The organism is Nonomuraea solani, assembly GCF_900108335.1.
Lineage (GTDB): Bacteria > Actinomycetota > Actinomycetes > Streptosporangiales > Streptosporangiaceae > Nonomuraea > Nonomuraea solani.
Window position 1 is genome coordinate 119,691 of the sequence record NZ_FNVT01000007.1, and the last position, 23,497, is coordinate 143,187.

Annotated in this window: 20 protein-coding genes; 9 read left to right on the forward strand and 11 right to left on the reverse strand. The window is 71.1% G+C overall.

Annotation, left to right across the window (positions count from 1 at the left end; genetic code table 11):
* Positions 1 to 128 precede the first annotated feature (128 nt).
* The gene (locus tag C4V41_RS25705; protein WP_103958505.1) at positions 129 to 2,267 is read left to right on the forward strand and encodes an elongation factor G-like protein EF-G2; all 2,139 of its coding nucleotides are present in this window, start codon (positions 129 to 131) and stop codon (positions 2,265 to 2,267) included.
* Between the two features lie 142 nt (positions 2,268 to 2,409).
* On the forward strand, positions 2,410 to 3,969 hold the full coding sequence (locus C4V41_RS25710) for a glycoside hydrolase family 10 protein (protein WP_103958506.1): 1,560 nt from the start codon (positions 2,410 to 2,412) through the stop codon (positions 3,967 to 3,969).
* Between the two features lie 190 nt (positions 3,970 to 4,159).
* Here C4V41_RS25710 and C4V41_RS25715 read toward each other — a convergent pair whose 3' ends face one another.
* Positions 4,160 to 5,503: an aminotransferase-like domain-containing protein gene (locus tag C4V41_RS25715; RefSeq protein ID WP_103958507.1), complete on the reverse strand. Its 1,344-nt coding sequence runs from the start codon at positions 5,501 to 5,503 to the stop codon at positions 4,160 to 4,162.
* An 81-nt stretch (positions 5,504 to 5,584) separates the two neighbouring features.
* Here C4V41_RS25715 and C4V41_RS25720 point away from each other — a divergent pair, with 81 nt between their 5' ends.
* The gene (locus tag C4V41_RS25720; protein WP_103958508.1) at positions 5,585 to 6,487 is read left to right on the forward strand and encodes a branched-chain amino acid transaminase; all 903 of its coding nucleotides are present in this window, start codon (positions 5,585 to 5,587) and stop codon (positions 6,485 to 6,487) included.
* Positions 6,488 to 6,867: 380 nt separating this feature from the next.
* Positions 6,868 to 9,060 carry a hypothetical protein gene (locus C4V41_RS25725; RefSeq protein WP_235030376.1) on the forward strand — a complete coding sequence of 731 codons (2,193 nt, stop codon included), beginning with the start codon at positions 6,868 to 6,870 and terminating at the stop codon, positions 9,058 to 9,060.
* Here C4V41_RS25725 and C4V41_RS25730 read toward each other — a convergent pair.
* Positions 9,016 to 9,546, reverse strand: coding sequence for an HIT family protein (locus C4V41_RS25730; RefSeq protein WP_235030377.1), 531 nt, complete (start codon positions 9,544 to 9,546; stop codon positions 9,016 to 9,018). The genes C4V41_RS25725 and C4V41_RS25730 overlap by 45 nt on opposite strands.
* A 76-nt stretch (positions 9,547 to 9,622) precedes the next feature.
* Between C4V41_RS25730 and C4V41_RS25735 the strand changes: the two genes are divergently transcribed.
* Positions 9,623 to 10,111, forward strand: coding sequence for an Asp23/Gls24 family envelope stress response protein (locus C4V41_RS25735; RefSeq protein WP_103958511.1), 489 nt, complete (start codon positions 9,623 to 9,625; stop codon positions 10,109 to 10,111).
* 157 nt (positions 10,112 to 10,268) lie between these two features.
* On the opposite strand, the gene C4V41_RS25740 is transcribed toward C4V41_RS25735, so the two are convergent.
* Positions 10,269 to 10,679 (reverse strand): hypothetical protein, encoded by a 411-nt coding sequence (locus tag C4V41_RS25740; RefSeq protein WP_235030378.1) that lies wholly within the window; start codon positions 10,677 to 10,679, stop codon positions 10,269 to 10,271.
* 164 nt (positions 10,680 to 10,843) lie between these two features.
* Between C4V41_RS25740 and C4V41_RS25745 the strand changes: the two genes are divergently transcribed.
* Together C4V41_RS25745 and C4V41_RS25750 are read left to right on the forward strand one after the other, a co-directional pair.
* On the forward strand, positions 10,844 to 11,569 hold the full coding sequence (locus C4V41_RS25745; protein WP_103958512.1) for a PIG-L deacetylase family protein: 726 nt from the start codon (positions 10,844 to 10,846) through the stop codon (positions 11,567 to 11,569).
* Between the two features lie 185 nt (positions 11,570 to 11,754).
* A complete protein-coding gene (locus C4V41_RS25750; protein WP_103958513.1) occupies positions 11,755 to 11,958 on the forward strand; it encodes a TM2 domain-containing protein in 204 nt (67 codons plus the stop codon).
* A 512-nt stretch (positions 11,959 to 12,470) separates the two neighbouring features.
* Here the strand turns inward: C4V41_RS25750 and thrS are convergent.
* From thrS to C4V41_RS25765, 3 genes are all read right to left on the reverse strand, one after another.
* Positions 12,471 to 14,435, reverse strand: a complete 1,965-nt coding sequence (gene thrS, locus C4V41_RS25755; protein WP_407670046.1) for a threonine--tRNA ligase — start codon at positions 14,433 to 14,435, stop codon at positions 12,471 to 12,473.
* Between the two features lie 64 nt (positions 14,436 to 14,499).
* Positions 14,500 to 15,105, reverse strand: a complete 606-nt coding sequence (locus C4V41_RS25760; RefSeq protein ID WP_160150391.1) for a glycoside hydrolase family 25 protein — start codon at positions 15,103 to 15,105, stop codon at positions 14,500 to 14,502.
* A gap of 30 nt (positions 15,106 to 15,135) precedes the next feature.
* Positions 15,136 to 16,035 (reverse strand): TIGR03564 family F420-dependent LLM class oxidoreductase, encoded by a 900-nt coding sequence (locus tag C4V41_RS25765; protein WP_103958826.1) that lies wholly within the window; start codon positions 16,033 to 16,035, stop codon positions 15,136 to 15,138.
* A gap of 96 nt (positions 16,036 to 16,131) precedes the next feature.
* On the opposite strand from C4V41_RS25765, the gene pgm reads away from it, so the two are divergent.
* Positions 16,132 to 17,769 (forward strand): phosphoglucomutase (alpha-D-glucose-1,6-bisphosphate-dependent), encoded by a 1,638-nt coding sequence (gene pgm / locus C4V41_RS25770; RefSeq protein ID WP_103958516.1) that lies wholly within the window; start codon positions 16,132 to 16,134, stop codon positions 17,767 to 17,769.
* 18 nt (positions 17,770 to 17,787) lie between these two features.
* Here pgm and C4V41_RS25775 read toward each other — a convergent pair whose 3' ends face one another.
* From C4V41_RS25775 to C4V41_RS25795, 5 genes are all read right to left on the reverse strand, one after another.
* Positions 17,788 to 18,552 carry an SDR family NAD(P)-dependent oxidoreductase gene (locus C4V41_RS25775; RefSeq protein ID WP_103958517.1) on the reverse strand — a complete coding sequence of 255 codons (765 nt, stop codon included), beginning with the start codon at positions 18,550 to 18,552 and terminating at the stop codon, positions 17,788 to 17,790.
* 4 nt (positions 18,553 to 18,556) lie between these two features.
* Entirely contained in the window at positions 18,557 to 19,840 is a 1,284-nt protein-coding gene (locus C4V41_RS25780) for an MFS transporter (protein WP_103958518.1), read from the reverse strand.
* Complete coding sequence (locus C4V41_RS25785) at positions 19,824 to 20,879, reverse strand: Ldh family oxidoreductase (RefSeq protein WP_160150392.1); 1,056 nt, start codon at positions 20,877 to 20,879, stop codon at positions 19,824 to 19,826. The genes C4V41_RS25780 and C4V41_RS25785 overlap by 17 nt, the downstream gene beginning before the upstream one ends.
* 66 nt (positions 20,880 to 20,945) lie before the next feature.
* A complete protein-coding gene (locus tag C4V41_RS25790; protein ID WP_103958520.1) occupies positions 20,946 to 21,635 on the reverse strand; it encodes a DUF2786 domain-containing protein in 690 nt (229 codons plus the stop codon).
* 10 nt (positions 21,636 to 21,645) lie between these two features.
* Positions 21,646 to 22,887 (reverse strand): hypothetical protein, encoded by a 1,242-nt coding sequence (locus C4V41_RS25795; protein ID WP_103958521.1) that lies wholly within the window; start codon positions 22,885 to 22,887, stop codon positions 21,646 to 21,648.
* Positions 22,888 to 23,114: 227 nt separating this feature from the next.
* On the opposite strand from C4V41_RS25795, the gene C4V41_RS60860 reads away from it, so the two are divergent.
* Complete coding sequence (locus C4V41_RS60860; RefSeq protein WP_146103783.1) at positions 23,115 to 23,390, forward strand: hypothetical protein; 276 nt, start codon at positions 23,115 to 23,117, stop codon at positions 23,388 to 23,390.
* The last annotated feature ends 107 nt before the right edge of the window (positions 23,391 to 23,497 follow it).

The window sequence follows — 23,497 nt, forward strand, 5'->3', positions numbered from 1 at the left end:
TTTCTTTGCCCCGCCCCCCTTGTGATATCCGCCACAGGGGTATTTGGTGAACACACCGCGTCCATGCGGTTTCTGGCACCCTCCGCGCGGGCGCGGCGTTGGGGAACACCGACGACGCGGGAGGCGATGTGGCGGAAAGAAACTCGGGCGGCGCCGTAGGAGCCGCGGGCAGGGCACCCGCGGCCGACCGGGCGGACGCGATACGCAATGTCGTGCTGGTCGGCCACTCAGGAGCGGGTAAGACGACCCTCGTCGAGCAGCTGCTGGCCGCCACGGGCACCATCCAGCGCCCGGGACGGGTGGAGGACGGCAACACGGTCAGTGACTTCGACGAGGTCGAGGTCCGGCAGCAGCGGTCGGTCAACCTGTCCGTCGCGCCGCTGATGCACAACGACATCAAGATCAACCTTCTGGACACCCCCGGTTACGCCGACTTCGTGGGCGACCTGCGCGCGGGGCTGCGCGCGGCGGACGCCGCGCTGTTCGTCGTGTCGGCCTCCGAGGGGATCGACGGGCTCACGCAGATGCTCTGGGAGGAGTGCTCCCAGGTCGGCATGCCGCGGGCGGTGGTCATCACCAAGATCGACCACCAGCGGGCCGACTTCGACGAGGTGCTGGCCACCTGCCAGGACGTCTTCGGCGACGGCGTCGCGCCGCTGTATCTCCCGGTGATCACCAACGGCCACGTCAACGGGCTGATCGGGCTGCTGTCGCAGAAGTTCTACAACTACGCCACGGGCACCCGTACCGAGAAGGACCCCGGCGCCGAGTACGAAGCGCAGATCGAGGAGCACCGCGGCGTCCTGATCGAGGGCATCATCCAGGAGAGCGAAGACGAGTCGCTCATGGAGCGCTACCTCGAAGGCGAGCCCATCGACACCAAGGTCCTCGTCGACGACCTGGAGAAGGCGGTCGCGCGCGGCAGCTTCTACCCGGTCCTGTGCAGCGGCCTCGGGGTGGGCGCCCAAGAGGTCCTGGAGCTCATCACGCAGGGCTTCCCGTCACCGCTCGAACACCCCATGCCCGAGATCACCGACCTGTCCGGCAAGCCGGTCAAGGGCATCACGTGCCAGTCCGACGGCCGGCTCGTGGCCGAGGTCGTCAAGACCACCAGCGATCCGTACGTCGGCCGCATCAGCCTCGTACGCGTCTTCTCCGGCACGCTCCGTCCCGACATGACCGTGCACGTGTCCGGCCACGGCCTGGCCGACCGCGGGCACGAAGACCACGACGTGGACGAGCGCATCGGCACCCTGACCTGCCCGCTGGGCAAACAGCAGCGCGGCGCGGCCAAGGGCGTGGCGGGCGACATCGTGGCCGTGGCCAAGCTGTCGCGGGCCGAGACCGGCGACACGCTGTCGGAGGTGGAGCACCCGCTGCTGATGACGTCGTGGGCCATGCCCGACCCGCTGCTGCCCGTGGCGATCAGGGCCAAGTCCAAGGCCGACGAGGACAAGCTGTCGCAGGCGCTCGGCCGGCTCGTGGCCGAGGACCCGACGCTGCGCCTGGAGAACAACGCCGAGACCCGCCAGCTCGTCCTGTGGTGCATGGGCGAGGCGCACACCGACGTCCTGCTCGACCGCCTGGCCAAGCGGCACGGCGTCGAGGTCGAGCGGGTCGACCTGCGGGTGCCGCTGCGCGAGACGTTCGGCGGCAAGTGCCAGGCGATGGGCCGCAACGTCAAGCAGACCGGCGGCCACGGCCAATACGCGATCTGCCACCTGGAGGTCGAGCCGCTGCCGTCCGGCGGGGGCTTCGAGTTCGTGGACAAGATCGTGGGCGGCGTGGTGCCGCGGCAGTTCATCCCGTCGGTGGAGAAGGGCGTGCGCGCCCAGATGGAGCGCGGCGTCGTGGCCGGCTATCCGATGGTGGACGTGCGCGTCACCCTGTACGACGGCAAGGCGCACTCGGTGGACTCCTCCGACATGGCCTTCCAGATCGCGGGCCAGCTCGCGCTGAAGGAGGCGGCGTCGAAGGTCTCCACGCTGCTGCTCGAACCCGTGGACGAGCTGTCGGTGCTGGTCGCCGACGACTACGTCGGGTCGGTGATGTCCGACCTGTCGTCGCGGCGCGGGCGGGTGCTCGGCACCGAGCCGGTGGGCACCGGCCGCACGCTGGTCAAGGCGGAGGTGCCGGAGCTGGAGATAACACGGTACGCCATCGACCTGAGATCCATGTCACACGGCACCGGGACCTTCCAGCGCACGTTCCTGCGTTACGAGCCGCTGCCGCCCAACCTCGCGAGCAAGGTCGCGGCAACGGATTGAGCCGCCGGCACGGGCTGTGAACGAGCCGGGAGGGATATGTCCCTCCCGGCCCAGCCGTAGGCTTTTATCACAAAAGTGTCACGACTTTGTTTCGATTTTTCGTCGCGAGCATGCCTGAGCAGGTGTCACACTGGGTGGCACTATGCGAACAGGACGCCCACTCCTAGCCGCTGCCACGCTCGCGGTCGTCACCATGACCGCCGCCTACGTCTTCGGCCCAGGCGCCGGGGAGAGCCCCGCAGCGAGCGAGAAGAAGACGGCCATCGCCGCACCCTCCGCGGCCTGCAAGGCCGATGCCCGATACCCCAAGCGTGAGCTGCGCGGGATCTGGATCGCCACGACCCAGAACATCGACTGGCCCTCCAAGGCCGGTCTCAGCCCGGAGCGGCAGAAGGCCGACTACGTCAAGATCCTCGACAGCGCCGCCAAGCGCAACTTCAACGCGGTCTTCCTTCAGGTCAGGCCCGCCTCCGACGCGCTCTACAAGTCCTCGCTGGAGCCCTGGTCGCAATACCTGACGGGCACGGCGGGCAAGGACCCGGGCTGGGACCCGCTGCCGTTCCTCACCGACGAGGCGCACAAGCGCGGCATGGAGTTCCACGCCTGGTTCAACCCCTACCGCGCCTCCTACGGCGACAGCACCGCCAAGCTGCCCGCGAGCCACCCGGCGCGCCGGCACCCCGACTGGACGGTCAAGTTCGGCGGGCGCCTCTACTACAACCCGGGCCTGCCGGCCGTGCGCGAGCACGTGGTCAAGGTCATCAGTGACGTCGTCGACCGTTACGACATCGACGGCGTGCACTTCGACGACTACTTCTACCCCTACCCGGTGGCGGGGGCGAAGTTCGACGACACGGCCGCGTTCCAGAAATACGGCAAGGGCAAGAAGCTGGCCGACTGGCGCCGCGGCAACGTCAACACGCTCGTCTCCGAGGTCGACGAGGCCGTGCACGAGGCGAAGAACCACGTGAAGTTCGGCATCAGCCCGTTCGGCATCTGGCGCAACAAGTCCAACGACCCGGCCGGATCCGACACCTCGGGCATGTCCGCCTACGACTCGATCTACGCCGACGCGCGCGCCTGGATCAAGGCCGGCACCGTCGACTACGTGCTGCCGCAGCTCTATTGGCCGCGCGGGCACAAGCTGGCCGACTACAACACGCTGGTGCGCTGGTGGTCCGGCGCGGTCGAGGGCAGCGACGTGCAGCTCTACATCGGCGAGGGCCTCTACCGGGTCGGCGCCAAGGACGACAAGGCGTGGACCAAGCCGGGCGAGCTGGCCGGGCAGATCGCCGCGAGCCGGGAGCAGAAGCAGGTCGACGGCGCGGTCTACTTCAGCGCCAAGCAGCTCCTGACCAACCCGCTCAAGGCGATGGACCGGGTCGCCAAGACCCACTACAGCCGTCCGGCGCTGCTGCCCCTGATGAAGGAGCGCGGTGGCGAGGCCCCGGCGCCGCCCGCGGGCGCCAAGGCCGCCGGCACCAAGCTGACGTGGACGCCTTCGGCCGGCGCGCGGGCCTACGCGGTCTACCAGGTGCCGAAGTCCGGCAAGGACTGCCGCACCACCGACAGCCGCAACCTGGTCGCCGTGGTGAGCGATCCGTCCTACGCGGTGAAGGCCGCGGGTAGCTACCTGGTCACGTCGCTCGACCGGCTGCACCACGAGAGCAAGGCGGTCAAGGTGAAGGTGGACGCGGTCTGACCCTCGCCTGACCTTCCGTCTGACCCGAAGGGCCGGTCCCACGACCGGCCCTTCGGCATGTCACCGCTCGCGGGAGCCCGTTCTCCCTCAGGGGACGCTCACACCAGGCCCTGTCCTCCCGCAGGCCACCGCACGCGGGAGCCCGTTCTCCCCCAGGGGACGCTCACACCAGGTCCGGCCCTCCCGCAGGTCACCGCTCGTGCCAGGCGTGGGTCAGGGCCGTCAGGGCCTGGTCCAGGAGTTCGGGGGGCAGGGCGAAGCTGAGGCGCAGGCGGTCGCGGTGGCGGCCGTCCGGGGAGAACAGGGAGCCGGGCGCGACCGCCACCCCGTGCTCGCGGGCCACGGCGGCGAACCGGTCGGTGTCGGTGCCGGGCAGGCGGGCCCACACCGACAGCCCGCCCGCCGGGCGCGTCCAGGTCCACTCGGGCAGGCGCTCGGCGAGCGCGGCCGTGCAGTGCTCGCGGCGGCGGGTCAGCTCGGTCAGCCAGGGGCCGATCGGGTTGCTCTCCAGCAGGTCCGCCGCCAGCCGCTGGGCCACCGCGCTGGTCGCCAGGTCGGCGTCCACCTTGGCCTCGATCAGCCGGGCCAGCAGCGGCTCGGGCGCCGTCAGCCAGCCCACCCGCAGGCCGCCCCACAGCACCTTCGACAACGACCCGACCGTGACCGTCCCGTGCGGGTGCAGCGTGGCCAGTGGGTCGGGGGACGGGGTGCCGTCGTACACGAGCGCCGCCAGGGTGCGGTCCTCGACGAGCGGTATGTCCGTGTTCCTGGCCAGTTCGGCGACGTGGGCGAGATGGGCCACGGAGCCGGTGGGGTTGTCGACGCCGGCCACGTAGACGGCGGCGGGCCGGTGCCGGGCGAGTGCCTCCTCGACGGCGGTCTCCGAGGTCAGATCGACGGCCACCACGTGCGCCCCCGCCCGCCGGAACGCGCTGAGCGCGCCGCCGTAGGCCGGATCGCCCACCAGCACGCGATCTCCTGGCCGTAGCAGCACCCGGGCCGTCAGGTCGATCGCCTGCTGGGCGCCGGCCGTCACCAGAAGGTCGCTCTCCGCGCCGGCCGTCACGACAGGGTCGCCCTCCGCTCCGGGCAGTGCCAGCAGGGCTCTCAGGCGGGGGTCTCCCTGGGCGTCGTAGCCGTGGCCGCTGGGTGAGCGGAGGAGGTCGGCCGGGTCGAGGGCGGGCACGACCAGGTGGGAGGGGTCGGGGACGACCGAGGTGGACAGGTCGGCGAGGACCGCGCCGCCGCGGAGCAGGCCGCCGAAGGACGGGGTGCCCAGGACGTACGTGCCGCTGCCGTGGCGTCGTTCGCACAGCCCGTCCTCGCACAGCGCGTTGAACGCCGCCGCCACCGTCCCCCTGCTCAGCCCCACCGCCTGGGCCAGGTCCCGTTCGGACGGCAGCCGGGTGCCGGGGACGATCAGGCCCGTCTGGGCGAGGTCCGCGAGCGCGCCCGCCAGCCGGCGGCTGGGCGTGCCCTGGTGGAGCCGGAGGCGGTCGCGGACGAGTGTGACGAGGTTGTCTTCCCTTCCCATGCCACCATTATCCAGTTATTGTGCCACTTATCGGCATATTGGCCTAAATAGTTGAGCCTTTTGTAGCCAGAAGGAGGACCGGTGGAGGAAGCCGAGTGGGTCTGGATGGACGGGACGCTGGTGCCGTGGGGTGAGGCCAAGGTGCACGTGCTGACCCACGCCCTGCACTACGGCACGGCGGTCTTCGAGGGCACCCGGGTGTTCGCGACGCCGCGGGGGCCGGCCGCGTTCCGGCTCGACGAGCACCTCGAACGGCTCGTCCGCAGTACGCGGATGATCGGGCTGACGCTGCCGTACACGATGGACGAGCTGCGCGCCGCCACGCTGGCGACGGTGGCCGCGAATGGGCATCCCGCCTGCTACATCCGCCACCTCGTGCACCGCGGCTACGGCGAGATGGGCATCGCGGCGCGCGGCTGCCCGACCGTCGTGTCCATCGCCTCCTGGAGCTGGGGCCCGCTGCTCGGCACCGGCGGGGTGCGGCTGATGACCAGCTCGTGGCGGCGCAACGACCACACGGTGGTGCCCACCGCGGCCAAGGCCACCGGTCCCTACCTGAACTCCGTGATGGCCAAGAACGAGGCGCTCGACGCCGGGTACGACGAGGCGGTGCTGCTGAACGCCGCCGGGTACGTCAGCGAGTGCACCGGCGCCAACATCTTCGTCGTCCGCGACGGGCTGCTGGCCACGCCTCCGTCCAGCGCGGGCGCCCTGGACGGGATCACCCAGGACACCGTCGAACGGCTGGCGGCCGGGCTGGGGCTGCGGGCGGAGCGGCGGGAGCTGCTGCGTTCGGACCTGTACGTCGCCGACGAGGTCTTCGTGTGCGGCACCGGGGCCGGGATCGCGCACGTCAGCTCGGTGGACCGGCGCGAACTGGGCGGCCCTGGCCCGGTCACCGCCAAGCTGGCCGACGCCTACGACGCCGCCGTCCACGGCCGCGACGACCGCTACCGCTCCTGGCTGACCCCGATCACCGCCTGACGCCCGCACCAGCCGCGCGCGAAGCCGACCGTCCCACCCGAAGCCGACGGTCCTACCCGAAGCCGACCGTCCCATATGAAGCCGACCGCCCGACCTGAAACCGGCCGTCCCACGTGAAGCCGACCGCCCGACCTGAAACCGGCCGTCCCACGTGAAGCCGACCGCCCGACCCGAAGCTGACCGTCCCCCGTGAAGCCGACCGTCATAGGGGAAGCCGGTCGGCGCGTGGCGCCGGTCATAGGCCAAGCCGATCGCCGTGTGACGGTCAAGACGGCCTTTCGCGGGTCCGCCGCATGAGAGGGTGGTGCCGTCTGGTGGCGCGCCGGAATGTGACCTAGCTCTCCCGCGCCACGGAAATCATCGACGTGGGAGGTCTTCGGGTGAGGCGCGCGCTGGTCGTGCTGGCCATGCTGGTCGGCCAGGTCATAGTCGGAAACGGCCTCTTCGCGGGGCCGGCGGGCGCGGCCGCGAAGCTCGCGGCGCCGTCGAGGGCCGACACGGCCGCCGAACTCACGGGGCGATCGAGCGCGGGCGCAGCGGCCGAACTCGCGAAGCCGACGGGAGCGGAGCCGGCGAAAGCGGGCACGGCCGCGGAACAGGTGGCACTGATCGGCGTGCCCGGTCTGCACTGGAACGACCTCACCCGGTCCGACACCCCCCACCTGTGGGGCCTGGCGAAGGCGAGCGCGATCGGCTCCCTGTCGGTCCGTACCGTCGGCAGCGTCACCTGCCCCTACGACGGCTGGCTCACCGTGTCGGCGGGCACCAGGTCCGCCGTCGGCTACGGCTGCGGCGCCGCCCCGGCGCCGGAGCCCAAGGACGGCGGCGCCGTCATCCCCGACTACCGCTACCTCATCGACGTGGCCGGGCAGCGCACCGCGGGCACGCTGGGCGAATCGCTCAAGGCGGCCGGCCGGTGCTCGATGGCGATCGGCCGCGGCGCCGCGCTGGCGCTGGCCGACCGGCAGGGCGCGGTCCAGAACTACCGCCCCTCGCCGCAGCAGGTCAGCTCCGCCGACCTGCGGAAGTGCCCGATGATCGCCATGGACGTGGACGACCTCATCCTCCCCTACCTGGCCGGCGACCGGCTGCCCAAGGTGCCCGACCTGCTCGGCCCCACCGAGCGCCGCGCCGCGCTGCGCCTGGCCGACGCCAAGGCGGGGGCGCTGCTGTCGATCCTGCCCGCCGGGACGACGGTGCTGCTGGCGGGGCTGTCCGACCACGGCTCCGTACCGCATCTGCGGGTCGCCGCGCTGCGCGAGCCCGGCGCCGAGGGACGGCTGCTCGGCGCGGCCTCCACGCGCCGCGAGGACATCTCGATCCTGACCGACCTGACCGCCACCGTGCTCACCAGGCTGGACGTGCCGGTGCCGGCCACGGTCGTCGGCTCGCCGGTGCGCGCGGGCGACACCGGCGCCACCTTCGAACGCCTGAGCAGGGCCGACGGGACCGCGCAGGAGATTCGTTCGATCAAGGGCATCTACTTCACCGTCGTGGCGGTGCTGCAGGTGCTGTTCTATCTGGTGGCGTTCCTGCTGCTGCGCCGCCGCAAGGGCCTGGCGCCGGTACGGTTCGCGGCCGTCGCGCTGGCCTCGATCCCGGTCTCCAGCTACCTGGTCAACCTGCTGCCCTGGTCGGACCTGCCGCAACTGGTCGGCGGGGTGCTCGGCTGGGCGGCGCTGATCACGGCGGTGGCGTTCGGCGGACCGTGGCGGCGCCGGCCGCTGGGCCCGCTGGCGGTGGTGGCCGGGGTCACCGCGCTGACGCTCGCCGGCGATCTGCTGACGGGCACGACGCTGCAGCTCAACAGCATCATGGGCTACGGAGCCGACGTCGGCGCCCGCTACTACGGCCTCGGCAACATCCCGTTCGCGCTGCTGGCGACCGGCACGCTGCTGGGCACCACGGTCATCGCGCACCGGTGGCCGGGCAAGGTGGGTGTGGGCGCGATCGTGGTGCTGGGGGCGTTCGCGATGGTGCTGGGCGGGTCCGGGATGGGCAGCGACTTCGGCGGCGTCATCGCGTTCGTGCCGGGCATCGCGGTGACCGCGCTGATCCTGTCGGGCAGGCGGGTCTCGCTGGTGAAGCTGGGCGCGTTCTGCGTGTTCGGGGGCGTGATCGTGATGGCGTTCGCCTGGCTCAACTACCTGCGGCCCGCCGCCGAACAGACGCACCTGGGCCGGTTCGTGGGGCAGGTGCTGACCGGGGAGGCGCTCGACGTCATCTGGCGCAAGCTGCAGGCCATGCTGTCCACCCTGCTCAGCCCCAACCTGATGCCGATCGTGATCGCGGCCGTGGCGTTTCTCGTGTACGCGGTCATGCGGCCCGAGCAGGCGTCGGCCGGCGTGGTGCCGGCCGCGTTCGAGCACTCCCCCGCGCTGCGGGCCGGGCTGATCGGCACGCTGGTCAGCGGCGTGGTCGGGATGCTGGTCAACGACTCCGGCGCGGCCGTGCTGTCCATGGCGCTGGCGCTGGCGGTACCGCTGCTGCTGGCGACCGGCATCGGCGCGCTGCCTCGCACGAAGAGATCAGTCCCAGGCGTCGGCGAGCAACTGGCGAGTGTCACGAAGTAGCTGCGGCAGGACCTTGGTCTGGGCGACGACCGGCATGAAGTTCGTGTCGCCGCCCCACCTCGGCACCACGTGCTGGTGCAGGTGGGCGGCGATGCCGGCGCCCGCGACGTGGCCGAGGTTCATGCCGACGTTGAAGCCCTGCGCGCCGCTGGCCTTGCGCAGCGCCCGCACCGCCTTCTGGGTGAACTCCCCCAGCTCCGCCATCTCGGCGTGCTCCAGTTCGTCGTAGTCGGACACGTGCCGATAGGGCACGACCATCAGGTGACCGGAGTTGTAGGGGTAGAGGTTGAGCACGGCGTAGACGGTCTCGCCGCGCGCCACGACCAGGCCGTCCTCGTCGGCCATCTTGGGGATCGCGTCGAACGGGCACCCGTCGCCGGGACCGGTGCCGGTCGGCTTGTTCTCGCCCTTGATGTAGGCCATGCGATGCGGGGTCCACAGACGCTGGAAGTTGTCGGGGGCCCCGGCCCCTGCCTGATCGTGCATAACTAGCAGCATAGGACCACGGACAAACGGGGTGTCCGTCCGGCACAATCCTGAGCACCGCCTACAGGAGGCCGCGATGAGTGAAGCCTTAGCCGAACAGCCCGCCAGCCCTGTCGAGGATGGCGCGCCGCCGTCCTCGTACATCGAGGCACCCACGTCCGGCGCGGTCGTGAAGGGCCGGATCAAGGTCGCCGACGAGGTCGTCGAGAAGGTCGCGGCGCTGGCCGCGCTCGAGGTGGCGGGCGTCGCCGACATGGGCGGCGACCTGGCGCGCGCCTTCGAGTCGGTACGCGACCGCATCGGCATCGGCTCGCGGCGCGGCAACCAGGGCGTCAGTGCGCAGATCGAGGACCGGCAGGTGGCGGTGAGCCTGACGATCGTGGTCGAGTACGGGCATGTGGTGATGGACGTCGCCGCCGAGGTCAAGACGAACGTGGCCAGGAGCGTGAGCCGCATGCTGGGCATGCGCGTCACCGAGGTCAACGTGACGGTGGACGACGTCCGGCTCCCCGGCGAGATCCGCCCCAAACCAGGCGACCCCGCCGAGGAACCCCAACCATCCTGAATCCGTCGTTCTGGGCACCCCGGCGAGGTCGGCGTGCCACCGCGTAACCGCGTCCCGATGCGGTCGGCGTGCCCATGCGCAGGTGTCCCGGGCGGGGCCCGCACGCCCCGCCGTCGTCATGTGCGAGATCCGGGTCGGGTCGCTCAGCTCACCCTCGTCATGTCCGCGTTGTAGCCGCCGCCCCGGGATACACCCAGGCGCCGGTGACGCTCGTACCTTCCGCGTTGAACGTGCCCCGGTAGTAGGCCCCCGAGTCTCGCTGGTGGGCCCAGATCGTGAGCGTGTCGTCCACGATCTCGTACACGTAGGCCAGGGTGGCGCCCTGGCTGTCGAAGTACCAGGAGTGCACGTCCTCGCTCGGCCGCTCCGCGCCGAACGGCCGCTTCCTGCCGATGAACTCCGTGCCCTTGACGCGCCCGCCATCCTGCGCGAGGTCCACGTCCTGGATGAGGAAGTGCCCGCCCTCCATCCAGCGGTAGGTGACGGTGCCCTCGGCGTCGCCGGTCACCTTCCAGGTGCCGACGAGCCGGTCGAGGGCCTTGAGCTGAGTGTCCACGTGCTCGGTCATGGTGGCGTCCCTTCAGTCTCCGGAAGTGAGGTACGCCTTTATGACGGCGCGGCGCGGCAAAAGCAATCGGTCTCGGCGAGAAAACTTCCTCCTCGGCCGTGTCGCGTCCTTCTGCGGCCCTTTCGCACCAGGATCGGGCGCCCGGCCCTGTCAGGATGAGAACCATGGCAGACCGATTTGAGCCCATGCCCGAGGACTGGCAGCGCGCGCTGGCCATCGTGGCCCATCCCGACGACCTGGAGTACGGCTGCGCGTCGGCCGTCGCCACCTGGACCGACGCCGGGCGCGAGGTTTCCTACCTGCTCGTGACCAGGGGCGAGGCGGGCATCGACACGCTGGAGCCGGCCAAGGCGGGGCCGCTGCGGGAGCGTGAGCAGCGGGCCGGTGCGGGCGTGGTCGGGGTGACGAGCGTGGAGTTCCTCGACTACGCCGACGGGGTGATCGAGTACGGCCCCGCGCTCAGAAGGGACCTCGCCGCCGCCATCCGCAGGCACCGCCCCGAACTCGTGATCACCTTGAACTTCGACGACACCTGGGGCGGCGGCGCTCACTGGAACACGCCCGACCACCGCGCCGTCGGCAGGGCCGTGGTGGACGCCACCGGAGACGCCGGAAATCGCTGGATTTTTCCGGACACCGAGGCCGAACCCTGGCCGGGCGTCCGCTGGGTCGCCGTGGCCGGATGCGACTCCCCCACCCACGCCGTGGACGTCACCGACGGCCTGGAGCGCGGCGTGCGCTCCCTCATGGAGCACCGCGCCTACATCGAGGCCCTCACCACGGAGGACCCGGAGGCGTATGCCCGCAACCAGGTCGAGGGCTCCGCCAGAGAGTCGGCGGAACGCTTCGACGGCCGCCCTGCGGTGCCTTTCCGGCTTTACCCCCAATAAAGGAGATTTCGGGATCTTCCGCATATTGCTGGATATTGGACGCATCGTCCACGAAGCATCTGCGACGGCCTGAAGACCTTGCTAGGGTTTCGTGCCCTGCGGTCGATCGTTTCCCGCAGGCGCTGCCGGTCGGGCGCGCCATGCCCTGCGCCCGGCCGATCCCCCCGATGCGAAAGGTTCTTCTCATGGCCAAATCATGGATCGTGGCCGTTTTACTCTGCTTCTTCCTTGGTGTACTGGGTGTGCACCGCTTCTACGTCGGCAAGATCGGGACGGGCATCCTGATGCTCATCACCCTGGGTGGCTTCGGCATCTGGGCGCTGATCGACTTCATCATGATCCTCATCGGCAAGTTCACCGACAAGCAGGGTCAGCCGCTGGCCAAGTGACCCGGCCGCACAACAACGGCGGAGCGACCCCCACGGGCCGCTCCGCCGTCCTTTGGAACCGGACACCGACCGCCACCAGCCCCGCCGTACTCCGGCACAGGTCCCTTCGCCGAAGGGGAGGGCGAGAGGGAGGCACCAGACCCGCCGCACTACGACAGATCCCTTTCGCTGAAGGGGGCAGGACAGGAAGTGCCCTCCGGCGCACGTCACCTGCCGGAGGAGAGCCCGAAGAAGGCGCCAGGCCCGCCCACCCACCACCCGCCGCACTACGGCACAGGTCCCTTTGCCGGAGGGTGGGTGAAAGGGAGGCGCGCGTCTCCTGCCGGCGGGGCGAGTGGGAGGATGTGGCCAGGCCCGTCGGCATGCGACGTGGCGCCGGACCCGTAGGCCCGTCGGTACGCGACGCGGTGCCGGACCCGCAGGCCCGTCGGTTGGCGATGCAGCGCTGGACCCACGGGCCCGTAAACCCGTGACGCGGCGCCGGGCTCCCAAGCCCGGCGCTGTGGGCTCGGTCAGACCTGGACGCGGCTTTCGACGGCGTTGATGATTTCGGTGATGGCCTCGTCGACCGGGACGCCGTTCTTCTGTTCGCCGTTGCGGAAGCGGAACGACACCGCGCCGTTGGCGATGTCGTCGTCGCCCGCGAGCAGCATGAACGGCACCTTCGCCTTCTGCGCGTTGCGGATCTTCTTCTGCATGCGGTCGTCCGAGGCGTCGACCTCGATCCGGATCCCGCGCTCGCGCAGCCGCTTGGCCACGTCGTGCAGGTAGGGCGCGTGCGCGTCGGCGATCGGGATGCCGGTCACCTGGACCGGGGCCAGCCAGGGCGGGAAGGCGCCCGCGTAGTGCTCGGTGAGCACCCCGAGGAAGCGCTCGACGGAACCGAAGAGCGCCCGGTGGATCATGACCGGCGTCTGCCTGCTGCCGTCGGCCGCCTGGTATTCGAGGCCGAACCGCTTGGGCTGGTTGAGGTCGAGCTGGATCGTGGAGAGCTGCCAGGTGCGGCCGATCGCGTCCTTGGCCTGGACGGAGATCTTGGGGCCGTAGAAGGCCGCGCCGCCCGGGTCGTCGACCAGCGTCAGGCCGGACTCGGTGGCCACCTGGCGCAGGGCGGCGGTGGCCTCTTCCCACTCGGCGGGGTCGCCGATGAACTTCTCGGAGTCGTCGCGGGTGGACAGCTCCAGGTAGAAGTCGGACAGGCCGAAGTCGCGCAGCACGCTGAGCACGAACCGCAACAGCGACTTGATCTCATCGGCCATCTGCTCGCGGGTGGTGTAGATGTGCGCGTCGTCCTGCGTCATGCCGCGCACCCGGGTCAGCCCGTGGACCACGCCCGACTTCTCGTAGCGGTAGACGGAGCCGAACTCGCACAGCCGCAGCGGCAGCTCGCGGTAGGAGCGCCCGCGCGCCCGGAAGATCAGGTTGTGCATCGGGCAGTTCATCGGCTTGACCCGGTATTCGATGCCCTCCAGCTCGAAGGCCGGGAACATGTCATCGGCATACCAGGGCAGGTGGCCGGAGGTCTCGAACAGCGACGACTTGGTGATGTGCGGGGTGTTGACGAACTCGTAGCCCGCCTCGGCCTGCCGCCGCCGCATGTAGTCTTCCATCTCCTTGCGGATGATCCCGCCCTTGGGATGGAAGAGGGGCAGGCCGCTGCCCAGCTCCGGAGGGAAGCTGAACAGGTCGAGCTCGGCGCCCAGCCTGCGGTGGTCGCGCTTCTCGGCCTCCTCCAGCAGCTTGAGGTAGTCGTCCTGCTTGTCGCGGGACTCCCACGCGGTGCCGTAGATGCGCTGGAGCTGCGGGTTCTTCTCGCTGCCCCGCCAGTAGGCGCCGCCGGAGCGCATGAGCTTGAAGGCCGGGATGGACCGGGTGGAGGGCACGTGCGGGCCACGGCACAGGTCCTTCCAGCACAGCTCGCCGCTCTTGGGGTCGAGGTTGTCGTAGATGGTGAGCTGCCCGGCCCCCACCTCGACCGACTCCTCCGCGTCGGCGCCGCCCTTGAGCCCGATCAGCTCCAGCTTGTACGGCTCCGCCGCCAGCTCGGCCCGCGCCTCCTCGTCGGAGACGGCCCGGCGGGAGAAAAGCTGCCCCTGCTTGACGATCTCCCGCATGCGCTTCTCGATGCGCTTGAGGTCGTCGGGCTGGAAGGCCTGCTCGACGTCGAAGTCGTAGTAGAACCCGTTGTCCACGGGCGGCCCGATGCCCAGCTTGGCCTCGGGGAACAGCTCCTGCACCGCCTGGGCCATGACGTGGGCCGTGGAGTGGCGGACGATGGCCCGTCCTTCCTCGCTGCCGACCTCGATCGGCTCGACCACGTCGCCCTGGGCCAGCGGGTGGGCCAGGTCGCGCTGCTCGCCGTTGACCTTGGCCGCGATGACCGTGCGGCCGTCGGCCTCCAGCGCCTCCCCGGCCGTCGTGCCGGCCGCGACCACACGCTCGGCTCCGGCGAGGGTGATGCGTAGCTCGGCTGACACGGTGACTCCCTTGGATCGCGCTCGATGCCCGGCACCGATGCGGCTTCGATAGAGAACACCGATGCTATCGCGGGTGAAACCCCAGCTTTGTCAGCTCCTGCCGGGTGCCGTGGAAGAGGTTGCGGTCGATCGGGCTGTTGGCGTACTGGTGGATCGTCCAGTCGCGCCAGGGCCGCGGCACGGGCGGACGGCCGCGCTCGCTCTCCGGGCTGGCGATCCAGAGCGGATATTCGGCCAGCCCGGCGCAGTGCCCGCCACTCGCGAACGCGCGGAAGGTGTAGATGAACGGCCGTACGCCCGCGTGCCGCTCGACGTGGTGGCACCAGCGGCGGGCGTAGCGGGCGACCTGCTCCGGGCGCAGGCCGTCGTTGGTCTCCAGGTCGAGCGCGATCAGGTCGCCGCGGCGCAGACCGCCGGCCGACCTGACCACGCGCAGGAAGTGACGCGCCTGCTCGATGGGATCGCCCTTGGGCCTGGCGAAGTGGTAGGCCCCGCAGACGATCCAGCTCTCGCGCATGCCGTTCCAGTTACGTGAGAACCATTTGTCGGTGTAGTCGCCGCCCTCGGTGGCCTTGGCGAACGCGAAGGCCACGCCGGCCTCCGCATGGTCCGCCCAGTCGACGGTGCCCTGCCAGTTCGACACATCTATGCCCTGTAGCAAGCGCTTCACCTTGTCGGAGTTTATTGAGATGTCGGCTGATCAGCCCTTCGCCGCGCCGATCAGCAGGGCGCGGGTGCGGTCGCGGTTGGCGAACGGCGATCCCACGAAGTCGGTGACCCCGGCCTGGCGCAGCTCGTCGAGCTTGGCCAGCACGGTGTCCTCGTCGCCGACGATCGCCACGTTGCCGGGGCCGGCCGCGCCCTCCCTGTCGAGCATGGCACGGTAGGAGGGCAATTGCCCGTACACCGAGAAGATCTCGTTGCCGCGCGTGATGGCGGACTCGGGGTCGTCGGTGACGGCGATCGGCAGCGCGCAGACGATCCTGGGCGCCTCGCGGCCGGCCTCGGCGGCGGCGGCCTTGATGGTGGGCGCGATGTGCTCGGCCACCGTCTTCGGGCCCGTCATCCAGAGCACGGTGCCGTCGGCCTTGGTCCCGGCGAGCTTGAGCATGCGCGGGCCGAGCGCGGCGATCAGGACGGGGAAGCCGGCGCCCGGCGTGGTGAGGCGCAGGTCGGCCTTGAGCGTCTGGCCGTCGTACTTGACCTGCTCGCCCCTGGAGGCCGGGATGAGGATGTCCAGGTATTCCTTCATGTGGGTGCCGGGGCGGTCGTAGCTGAAGCCGTACATGTTCTCGATGACGATCTTGTGGGACAGGCCGATGCCGAGCGCGAGGCGTCCGCCGAGCGCGGCGTTGGCGGTCATGGCCTGCTGGGCGAGCACGGCCGGGTGGCGCGGGTAGGTCGGCACCACGGCGGTGCCGAGCTCGATCGCGGGGGCCTGGGCGCCGGCCACGGCCAGGGCGGTGATGGCGTCGAGGCTGAAGATGTTGGAGAGCCAGGCGGAGCTGAAGCCCTCGTCCGCGGCGCGGGTGATCTGGTCGCGCAGGTCGCCGATGGGGTCGGAATCCTTGGATTCCGCCAGAAAGTATCCATATCGCATGAAACAGAACTCCATTCTAGTGGCTGACGCGAATGTATCTCCCCACGCCCCCACTCGGTCACCCCTGGCCGGGGCCCGATTTGTAAAGTGGCCCCCATGACCCACGAACGCGCGGGACAGCCCGCTCAGCCCGCCGATCTCGTCGACGTCGCCAAGCTGGTGACGTCCTACTACGCGCTGCGTCCCGATCCGGGCGAGGCGGGTCAGCGCGTGGCGTTCGGGACATCGGGGCATCGGGGGTCGTCGTTCGGTACGGCGTTCAACGAGGAGCACATCCTGGCCACCAGCCAGGCGATCTGCGAATACCGGCGGGCGCAGGGCACCGACGGGCCGCTGTTCCTCGGCATCGACACGCACGCGCTGTCGGAGCCCGCGCGGGTCTCCGCGCTGGAGGTGCTGGCGGCCAACGAGGTCGAGGTGCTGATCGACACGCGCGACGGCTACACGCCGACGCCGGCGGTCTCGCACGCGATCCTGCGGCACAACCGGGGCCGCACGGACGGGCTCGCCGACGGCGTGGTGATCACGCCGTCGCACAATCCGCCGGCCGACGGCGGGTTCAAGTACAACCCGCCGCACGGCGGTCCCGCCGGCACGGACGCGACCTCGTGGATCCAGGACCGCGCCAACCGCCTGCTGCAGGACGGGCTGAAGGGTGTGCGGCGGGTCCCGTACACGCGGGCCGCCGCACAGGCCGGGCGTTATGACTTCCTCGGGACGTACGTGGACGACCTGCCGTCCGTGGTCGACCTCGACGCGATCCGGTCGGCGGGGGTACGCATCGGCGCCGACCCTCTGGGCGGGGCCAGCGTGGCCTACTGGGGCGAGATCGCCGAGCGGCACGGCCTGGCGCTGACCGTGGTCAACCCGCTGGTCGACCCGACGTGGCGGTTCATGACGCTCGACTGGGACGGCAAGATCCGGATGGACTGCTCGTCCCCGTACGCGATGGCCTCCCTGATCGCCGGGCGCGACACGTACGACATCGCCACCGGAAACGACGCCGACGCCGACCGCCACGGCGTCGTCACGCCCGACGCCGGCCTGATGAACCCCAACCACTACCTCGCGGTCGCCATCTCCTACCTGTACACGCACCGCGACGGCTGGCCGGCGGACGCCGGGGTGGGCAAGACCATGGTCAGCAGCGGGATCATCGACCGCGTGGCCGGGTCTTTGGGGCGGCGGCTGTACGAGGTGCCCGTGGGCTTCAAGTGGTTCGTGCCGGGGCTGCTCGACGGGTCGCTGGGGTTCGGCGGCGAGGAGAGCGCGGGGGCGTCGTTCCTGCGCCGCGACGGCTCGGCGTGGACCACCGACAAGGACGGCATCATCCTGGCGCTGCTCGCCTCGGAGATCCTGGCCGTGACCGGCGAGTCGCCGAGCGCCCATTACCGGGAGCTGACCGGGCGGTTCGGCGAGCCCGCGTACGCGCGGGTGGACGCGCCGGCCACCCGCGAGGAGAAGGCCGTGCTCGGCAAGCTGTCGGCCGCGCAGGTGACGGCCTCGTCGCTGGCGGGCGAGCCGATCACGTCCGTGCAGACCGCCGCGCCGGGCAACGACGCCGCGCTGGGCGGGGTGAAGGTCTCGACGGAGAACGCCTGGTTCGCGGCCCGGCCGTCGGGCACCGAAGACGTCTACAAGATCTACGCCGAGTCCTTCAAGGGCCCGGATCACCTGGCCAAGGTGCAGGAGGAGGCCCGCTCCCTGGTGTCGGACGCGCTCGGCGCCCCATAGCCCTCGCGCCGGCCACGTCTAATAGCCCAGGTGCCGCCCGCCGTCGCCGACGAGGATCTCGCCGGTCACCATGTCCGCCTCCAGCAGCGCGGTGACCATCTGGGCGATGTGCTCGGGGCGGGCGGTCCGGCGCAGCGGCGCCTTCGCCTCCTCCTTCGCGGCCATGTCGGCGAACACCTGCTCGCCGACCCGGTCGATGTGCCAGCGGGTGGCCACGAGGCCGGGGGCGACCGCGTTCACCCGGACGTCGGGGCCGAGCGCGACCGCCAGGTCCTTGGTGAGCTGGAGCAGGGCGGCCTTGCTGACGCCGTACGCCATCGAGGAGCCCGTGGCGAGCAGGCCGGCGATGGAGGCCACGTTGACGATCGCGCCCCGGGCGGCCTTCAGGTCGGGGGCGAAGGCGCGGGCGCAGTAGAAGGCGCCCATGAGGTTGACGCCCATGATGTCGCGCCACACCTCGTCGGTGAGCCCGTCCAGGTCGGGGAACGGCACCCACGCGGTGGTGCCCGCGTTGCACACCAGGGCGTCGACCCGGCCGTACGCGGCGCGTACGCGCTCGGCCATCCGGCGCACGGCGGCGTCGTCGGACACGTCGGCCGCCATCGCCTCGGCCTTGCAGCCCAGGCTCTCCAGCCGGGCGACGGTGGCCTGGGCCGCCTCCGACGATCGCGAGTAGTTCACGACCACGGCCGCCGCCCCCTTCCTGGCCAGGCTCTCCGCGACGGCGGCGCCGATGCCGGTGCCGCCGCCGGTGACCACGGCCACCGTGCCGTTGACGTCCATGCGCTCACTCCTTCAGCGAGATGTCCATGTCCCTGGTCTCCCGCGAGACGTAGAACGCCACGAACGAGACCACCGCCGTACCGACCAGGAAGGCCGCCACCAGCCACGGCGCCCCGCCCATCCGCGCCGCCAGCGCCGCGCCGATCAGCGGGGAGAACCCGGCCAGCGCCGCGCCCAGCTCGCGCGAGGCGGCGAACCCCGTGTAGCGCACCCGTGCCCCGAACAACTCGGCGTAGAACACCGGCTGCACGGCCACCTGCGGCGCGAATCCGAACGCCCCCATGATCATCATCGCCAGCCACACGAGCCAGGTGACGCCGGTGTCGACCATGAGGAAGTACGGGAAGGCGAAGATCGCCACGAACACCACGCTGAACAGGTTGAGCGGGCGCCGCCCGATCCGGTCCGACAGGTCGCCGTAGAACGGCTGGAGCGCGATGACGGTCAGCCCGAACAGGATCACGCCCAGCAGCGCGGTACGGCTGGACAGGCCGAGCCGGTTCGCGGCGTAGGCGACGCTGAAGGTGGCCAGCGTGTAGACCACGGCGGTGTCGTTGATGTGCGCCCCGACGCCGACCAGGAAGTTGCGCGGGTGGCGGGCGATGGCGTCCCTGATCGGCAGCCTGACGATCTCGCGGGTGCGCTCCATCTCGCGGAACACCGGCGACTCCGCGACCCGCAGCCGCACGTACAGGGCCACCCCGATGAGCGCGAAGCTCAGCAGGAACGGCAGCCGCCAGCCCCAGGAGTTGATGTCCGGCTGCGGCAGGAGCTGGACCAGCAGGAACGCCGAGGTGCCCAGCACGAGCCCGATCTGCACGCCGGTCTGGGCGAAGGAGGCGTAGTAGCCGCGCCGGCCCGGCGGCGCGTGCTCGGCCAGCAGCGTCGCCGCGCCGCCGAACTCGGCGCCCGCGCCGAGCCCCTGGCACACGCGCAGCAGCGTGAGCAGGATGGGCGCCCACACCCCGATGGCCGGGTACGTGGGCAGCAGGCCGATCAGCCCCGTGGACACGCCCATGATGACGGTGGTGATGATCAGCGTGGAGCGGCGGCCGATCCTGTCGCTGAGATGGCCGAACAGGATCCCGCCGAAGGGCCGGACCACGAACCCCACGCCGAACGTGGCGAACGCCGCGATCGTGCCCGCGGCAGGGTCGGACTCGGTGAAGAACAGGCGGTTGAAGACGAGGGCGGCCGCGGTGCCGTAGATGAAGAAGTCGTACCATTCCAGGGCGGTGCCGACGAGGGCGCCCGCGACGACGCGGCGTAATTCAGAGGTGGCGGACATCTGACCTCCCAGGGGGCGTGTCGGGCCACGGAACGCCGAGCCGCGAGGCGAGCACGCCGAGCTCCTCCCACACCGGCGCGGGCAGCGGGATCCCCTCCTTCAGGCGGGCCGCGCGCGCCGCCGCCTCGGGCTCTCCCGGCACGACCACGCCGGGACCGGAGGCGCGCAGGGCCGCGCAGAAGGATTCGACCTGAGCGACGTAGCTCTCCATGGGGACGAACGCGGTGATGTCCACCGCGGTGATCACCGTGCCGAACGTGCCGTCGTAGTCGGGCGAGCAGGCCGTGCCGGTGCCCGTGAGCAGGCCGCCGACCAGCTCGATGAGGACGCTCAGGCCGTAGCCCTTGTGGCCGCCGAACGGCAGCAGCGCCCCGCCCCGGTAGAAGTCCGCCGGGTCGGTGGAGGCGCGCCCTTCCGGGTCGACGAGCACCCCTTCGGGGGCCGGGGAGCCCGCGGCCCGCAGCAGGCCCAGCTTGCCCTCGGCCATGGCGGCGGTCGCCCAGTCCATGACCACCGCCGCGCCGCCGGCCCGCGGCACGGCCCAGGCCATGGGGTTGGTGCCGAGCATTCTGCGGTGCCCACCGTAGGGGGCGACGGTCGGGTCGGCGTTGCCGACGATCTGGGCGATCAGGCCGGAGCCCGCCAGCGTCCCGGCGTACTCGCCGAGCCTGCCGACGTGGTTGCACTCCCTGATGGCGACCACGCCCACGCCGTGCGCCGCGGCCAGCGTGGCCGCCTCGGCGGCGGCCAGGCGCGCGGCCGGCTGCCCGAAGCCGCGCCGCCCCGACACGACCGCGCTCGCGCCACGGCGCGAGACGACCTCGGGCAGCGCGTCCGGCACGATCGCGCCGGCCTCGATCCGGTCGAGGTACGGCCCGATCCGCCGTACGCCGTGGGAGCCGTGGCCGGCCAGGTCGGCCTCCACCAGGGACTCGGCGACCGCCGCCGCCGTGCCGGGCGGGACGCGGGCGGCGCTGAGGAGGGCGCGGGCGAGATCGCGGAGGTGGCCGGCGGTGAGCAGACGGGAGGATGCGTTCACGGGGACCCTGTTTCGGCTGCGTTCCGTGTGCGCGCTTATGCCCGCTTCGAGAACGGCCGAAACGGCCTACCGAAGCTCGGGGGCGGTCGTGGCGCCCATCCCGGTACGCCCGAGGTCGGCCCTGCGGCCTGCGGCGACCCCGTCCTGGTAGCCGGTGCCGCTGGTCCTGGGCACGCTGTTGCGGATCTTCGGATAGTGGGCCGCGACCGCCCGCTCGACCTCGGCGCGGCGGTCGGCCAGGACGAGGGCCGAGCCCGTGCCGGCCGACTCGGCCTCGGCGCGGGACTCGGCCGCGCACAGCAGCCGGTAGACCTCGTCCGCGAACCCCAGCAGCCAGGACCGGCGGTAGGCCCGCACGGCGGTGACCTCCGGCGGGAGCTCCACCCGGTTCAGGCCCGTGGCCATCTGCAGCAGCAGCGAGGTGGCCAGCAGGTCGGCGCGCTCCAGGTCGGCGGCGAACCCGAACACGTGCACCCGGTGCCCGTCGTCGCCCCGCCCGATGAGCAGCGGCCGGCAGCGCACCGCGCGGGCGACCATGCTGACCAGGCGGGCCTTCTCCCTGGCCCACGGGTTGGGCAGGGAGACGATCCGGTCACCGGGCGTCTGGCGGGCGCCGGCGGGAGGCAGCGCGTCGATGCCGTATTTGGCCATGAGCGCCGACGCGGCCGCCATGAACGTCGCCCGCTCGTGCTCGTTGTCCGTGCCTTCGGCCTTGGCCAGCAGCTTCCTGACGCGCTCGAGCGTGCGCTCCCGCAACCGTGCTCCCCTAGGGCTTGGCGGTGAGCACCCGCCCGTCATCGGCGATGGCGGGGAAGGCGCCCGTGTCCACGATGCCGTGCTGCTGGTACAGCGCCTCGATGAGGGCGTGCGCCTGCGGCTCCAGCTTCCACAGGGCACGATACTCGCGCGCCGTGGCCAGCGAGATGCCGATCTCCTGGGCGATGTCCACGGTGCGGGGCACGATGCCCTTGGCGATCTGCCGGTCCCAGAACTCGCGGGCGGCCCGCATGCGCGCGGCCCGCTCGGCGGTGCTGAGGACCTGCGGCGTGGTGTCGAACACGTCGAAGTCCTCGTCGTCGTCGGAGACGAGCTCGGCCAGCGCGGGCGGCAGCGCCGGGCGGGCCGGCACCGGGTGGTGGTCGGCCGTGGGCTCCCAGGGGACGCGGGGGTCGGCGTCGATGAGGGCGGAGGTGTTGTACAGGGCGGCGATCTGCGCCAGCAGCGCCTCCTGGCGGCCCTGGTCCACGGCCAGCCCGGTGTGCTCGACGGCCTGGTCCATGGCCTTGTCGAGCTTGGCCAGCGCGGTGCGCATCTTCCGCTCGGACGCGCCGTTCTCGCGCAGCGCCTTGGCGCGCTTGGCGGCCAGCGCGACCCGGGTCAGCCTGCGGTGGGCGTCGACCTCGCTGGCCGTACGGTCGCTGACCTCGGCCAGGCCCATCCTGACCATCAGCCGCTCGGGCGTCAGGCGCCAGTTGATGCGGCCGGTGCCACGGATGCGGTGCCGTTCGATGGCCATGCCCCGCTCCCACAGCCACGCGGCCACGAGCGGGGCGGCCAGCCTGAACACGGCCTCGGGCAGGCTGCGCGCGTCCATGCTGGACAGGACGGCGGTCAGGCAGGTCAGGGCCCACACGGCGATGCCGTCGATGCCGGCGGAGAAGTTCTCGCGCATGTTGCGGCGGGCGCGGACGGCGGAGGTGATGATCGCGACCTCGATGAAGGCGAACAACAGTAACCGGAGCGGACCGTCGAGGCCGAGCACGTCACCGGAGAAGCGCCACATGCCCTGCGCGGACACGCCCGTGGCGATGGAGGCCGCCACGACGGTCAGCACGTCCTCGATGGGGCGCGGGGCGATGTATCTGGTGAACAGCCAGGCGGTGACGCGCCAGGCGATCCTGAGCGCAAGGAACGCCACCACCAGCCCGATCAGGCTCAGCAACGCTATGACGGCGGTGGCGAGGGGCTTCTCGGTGACGAAGGTCGTTATTTCCTCGAATGTCGGCATCAGTCACTATCCGTGAGGCTCAAACTCCGGCTCTATGCGACGAGATCATCGCAGAATGTTGCCATCTTGTACGCCAAACGGCGGCTGCTGCCCCAGTTTGCCCACCTTTCACTGCAGTTCGGGGGCCTTGACAGAGGGTGTGACAGCTCTCAGGCCGTCTCGATTACACCGCGATTCGGACTGGCCGCCTCCAGGGGGCGGGCGCACAATGGATCCGAGGAGGGATTGTGAGCAAGCGATCGCGCAGACGCCGTGCTCTACCCAGCGGCGCGCCCGCCTGGCCGCCCGGTTTCGGCCCCGGTGAGCCGCACGGGCCCAAGGACGACTTCGATGATCCGCCGGGCGACCCGGGAAGAGAGGGCGGTGTGCGCGAACCGCGCAGGCCCAAGCCCGCCCCGCCGGCCTTATCGGCCGAGGCGCCGCTGCCCGAACCGCTCGTGTTCGTCCACGACAGGTCCGAGCCGCCGCCCGCCGAGGTGACCAGGACTTTGGCCGTACGGTGACCCGTGACGGCACGCGATCGGCCGGTGACGGAACGGCCGATCGGCCCTGAGTCTTACGGCTAAATTCGTCCTTTCGGAGGGCACCTTCCACCCTTCCTGATGGGACC

What these genes read in the sequence shown, in the direction of transcription:
- C4V41_RS25710 (WP_103958506.1), top strand. Translation starts at nt 2,410, where the DNA reads ATGCGAACAGGACGCCCACTCCTAGCCGCTGCCACGCTCGCGGTCGTC.
- C4V41_RS25715 (WP_103958507.1), bottom strand. Translation starts at nt 5,503, where the DNA reads ATGGGAAGGGAAGACAACCTCGTCACACTCGTCCGCGACCGCCTCCGG.
- C4V41_RS25730 (WP_235030377.1), bottom strand. Translation starts at nt 9,546, where the DNA reads ATGCACGATCAGGCAGGGGCCGGGGCCCCCGACAACTTCCAGCGTCTG.
- C4V41_RS25735 (WP_103958511.1), top strand. Translation starts at nt 9,623, where the DNA reads ATGAGTGAAGCCTTAGCCGAACAGCCCGCCAGCCCTGTCGAGGATGGC.
- C4V41_RS25740 (WP_235030378.1), bottom strand. Translation starts at nt 10,679, where the DNA reads ATGACCGAGCACGTGGACACTCAGCTCAAGGCCCTCGACCGGCTCGTC.
- C4V41_RS25745 (WP_103958512.1), top strand. Translation starts at nt 10,844, where the DNA reads ATGGCAGACCGATTTGAGCCCATGCCCGAGGACTGGCAGCGCGCGCTG.
- C4V41_RS25750 (WP_103958513.1), top strand. Translation starts at nt 11,755, where the DNA reads ATGGCCAAATCATGGATCGTGGCCGTTTTACTCTGCTTCTTCCTTGGT.
- C4V41_RS25765 (WP_103958826.1), bottom strand. Translation starts at nt 16,035, where the DNA reads ATGCGATATGGATACTTTCTGGCGGAATCCAAGGATTCCGACCCCATC.
- pgm (WP_103958516.1), top strand. Translation starts at nt 16,132, where the DNA reads ATGACCCACGAACGCGCGGGACAGCCCGCTCAGCCCGCCGATCTCGTC.
- C4V41_RS25775 (WP_103958517.1), bottom strand. Translation starts at nt 18,552, where the DNA reads ATGGACGTCAACGGCACGGTGGCCGTGGTCACCGGCGGCGGCACCGGC.
- C4V41_RS25780 (WP_103958518.1), bottom strand. Translation starts at nt 19,840, where the DNA reads ATGTCCGCCACCTCTGAATTACGCCGCGTCGTCGCGGGCGCCCTCGTC.
- C4V41_RS25795 (WP_103958521.1), bottom strand. Translation starts at nt 22,887, where the DNA reads ATGCCGACATTCGAGGAAATAACGACCTTCGTCACCGAGAAGCCCCTC.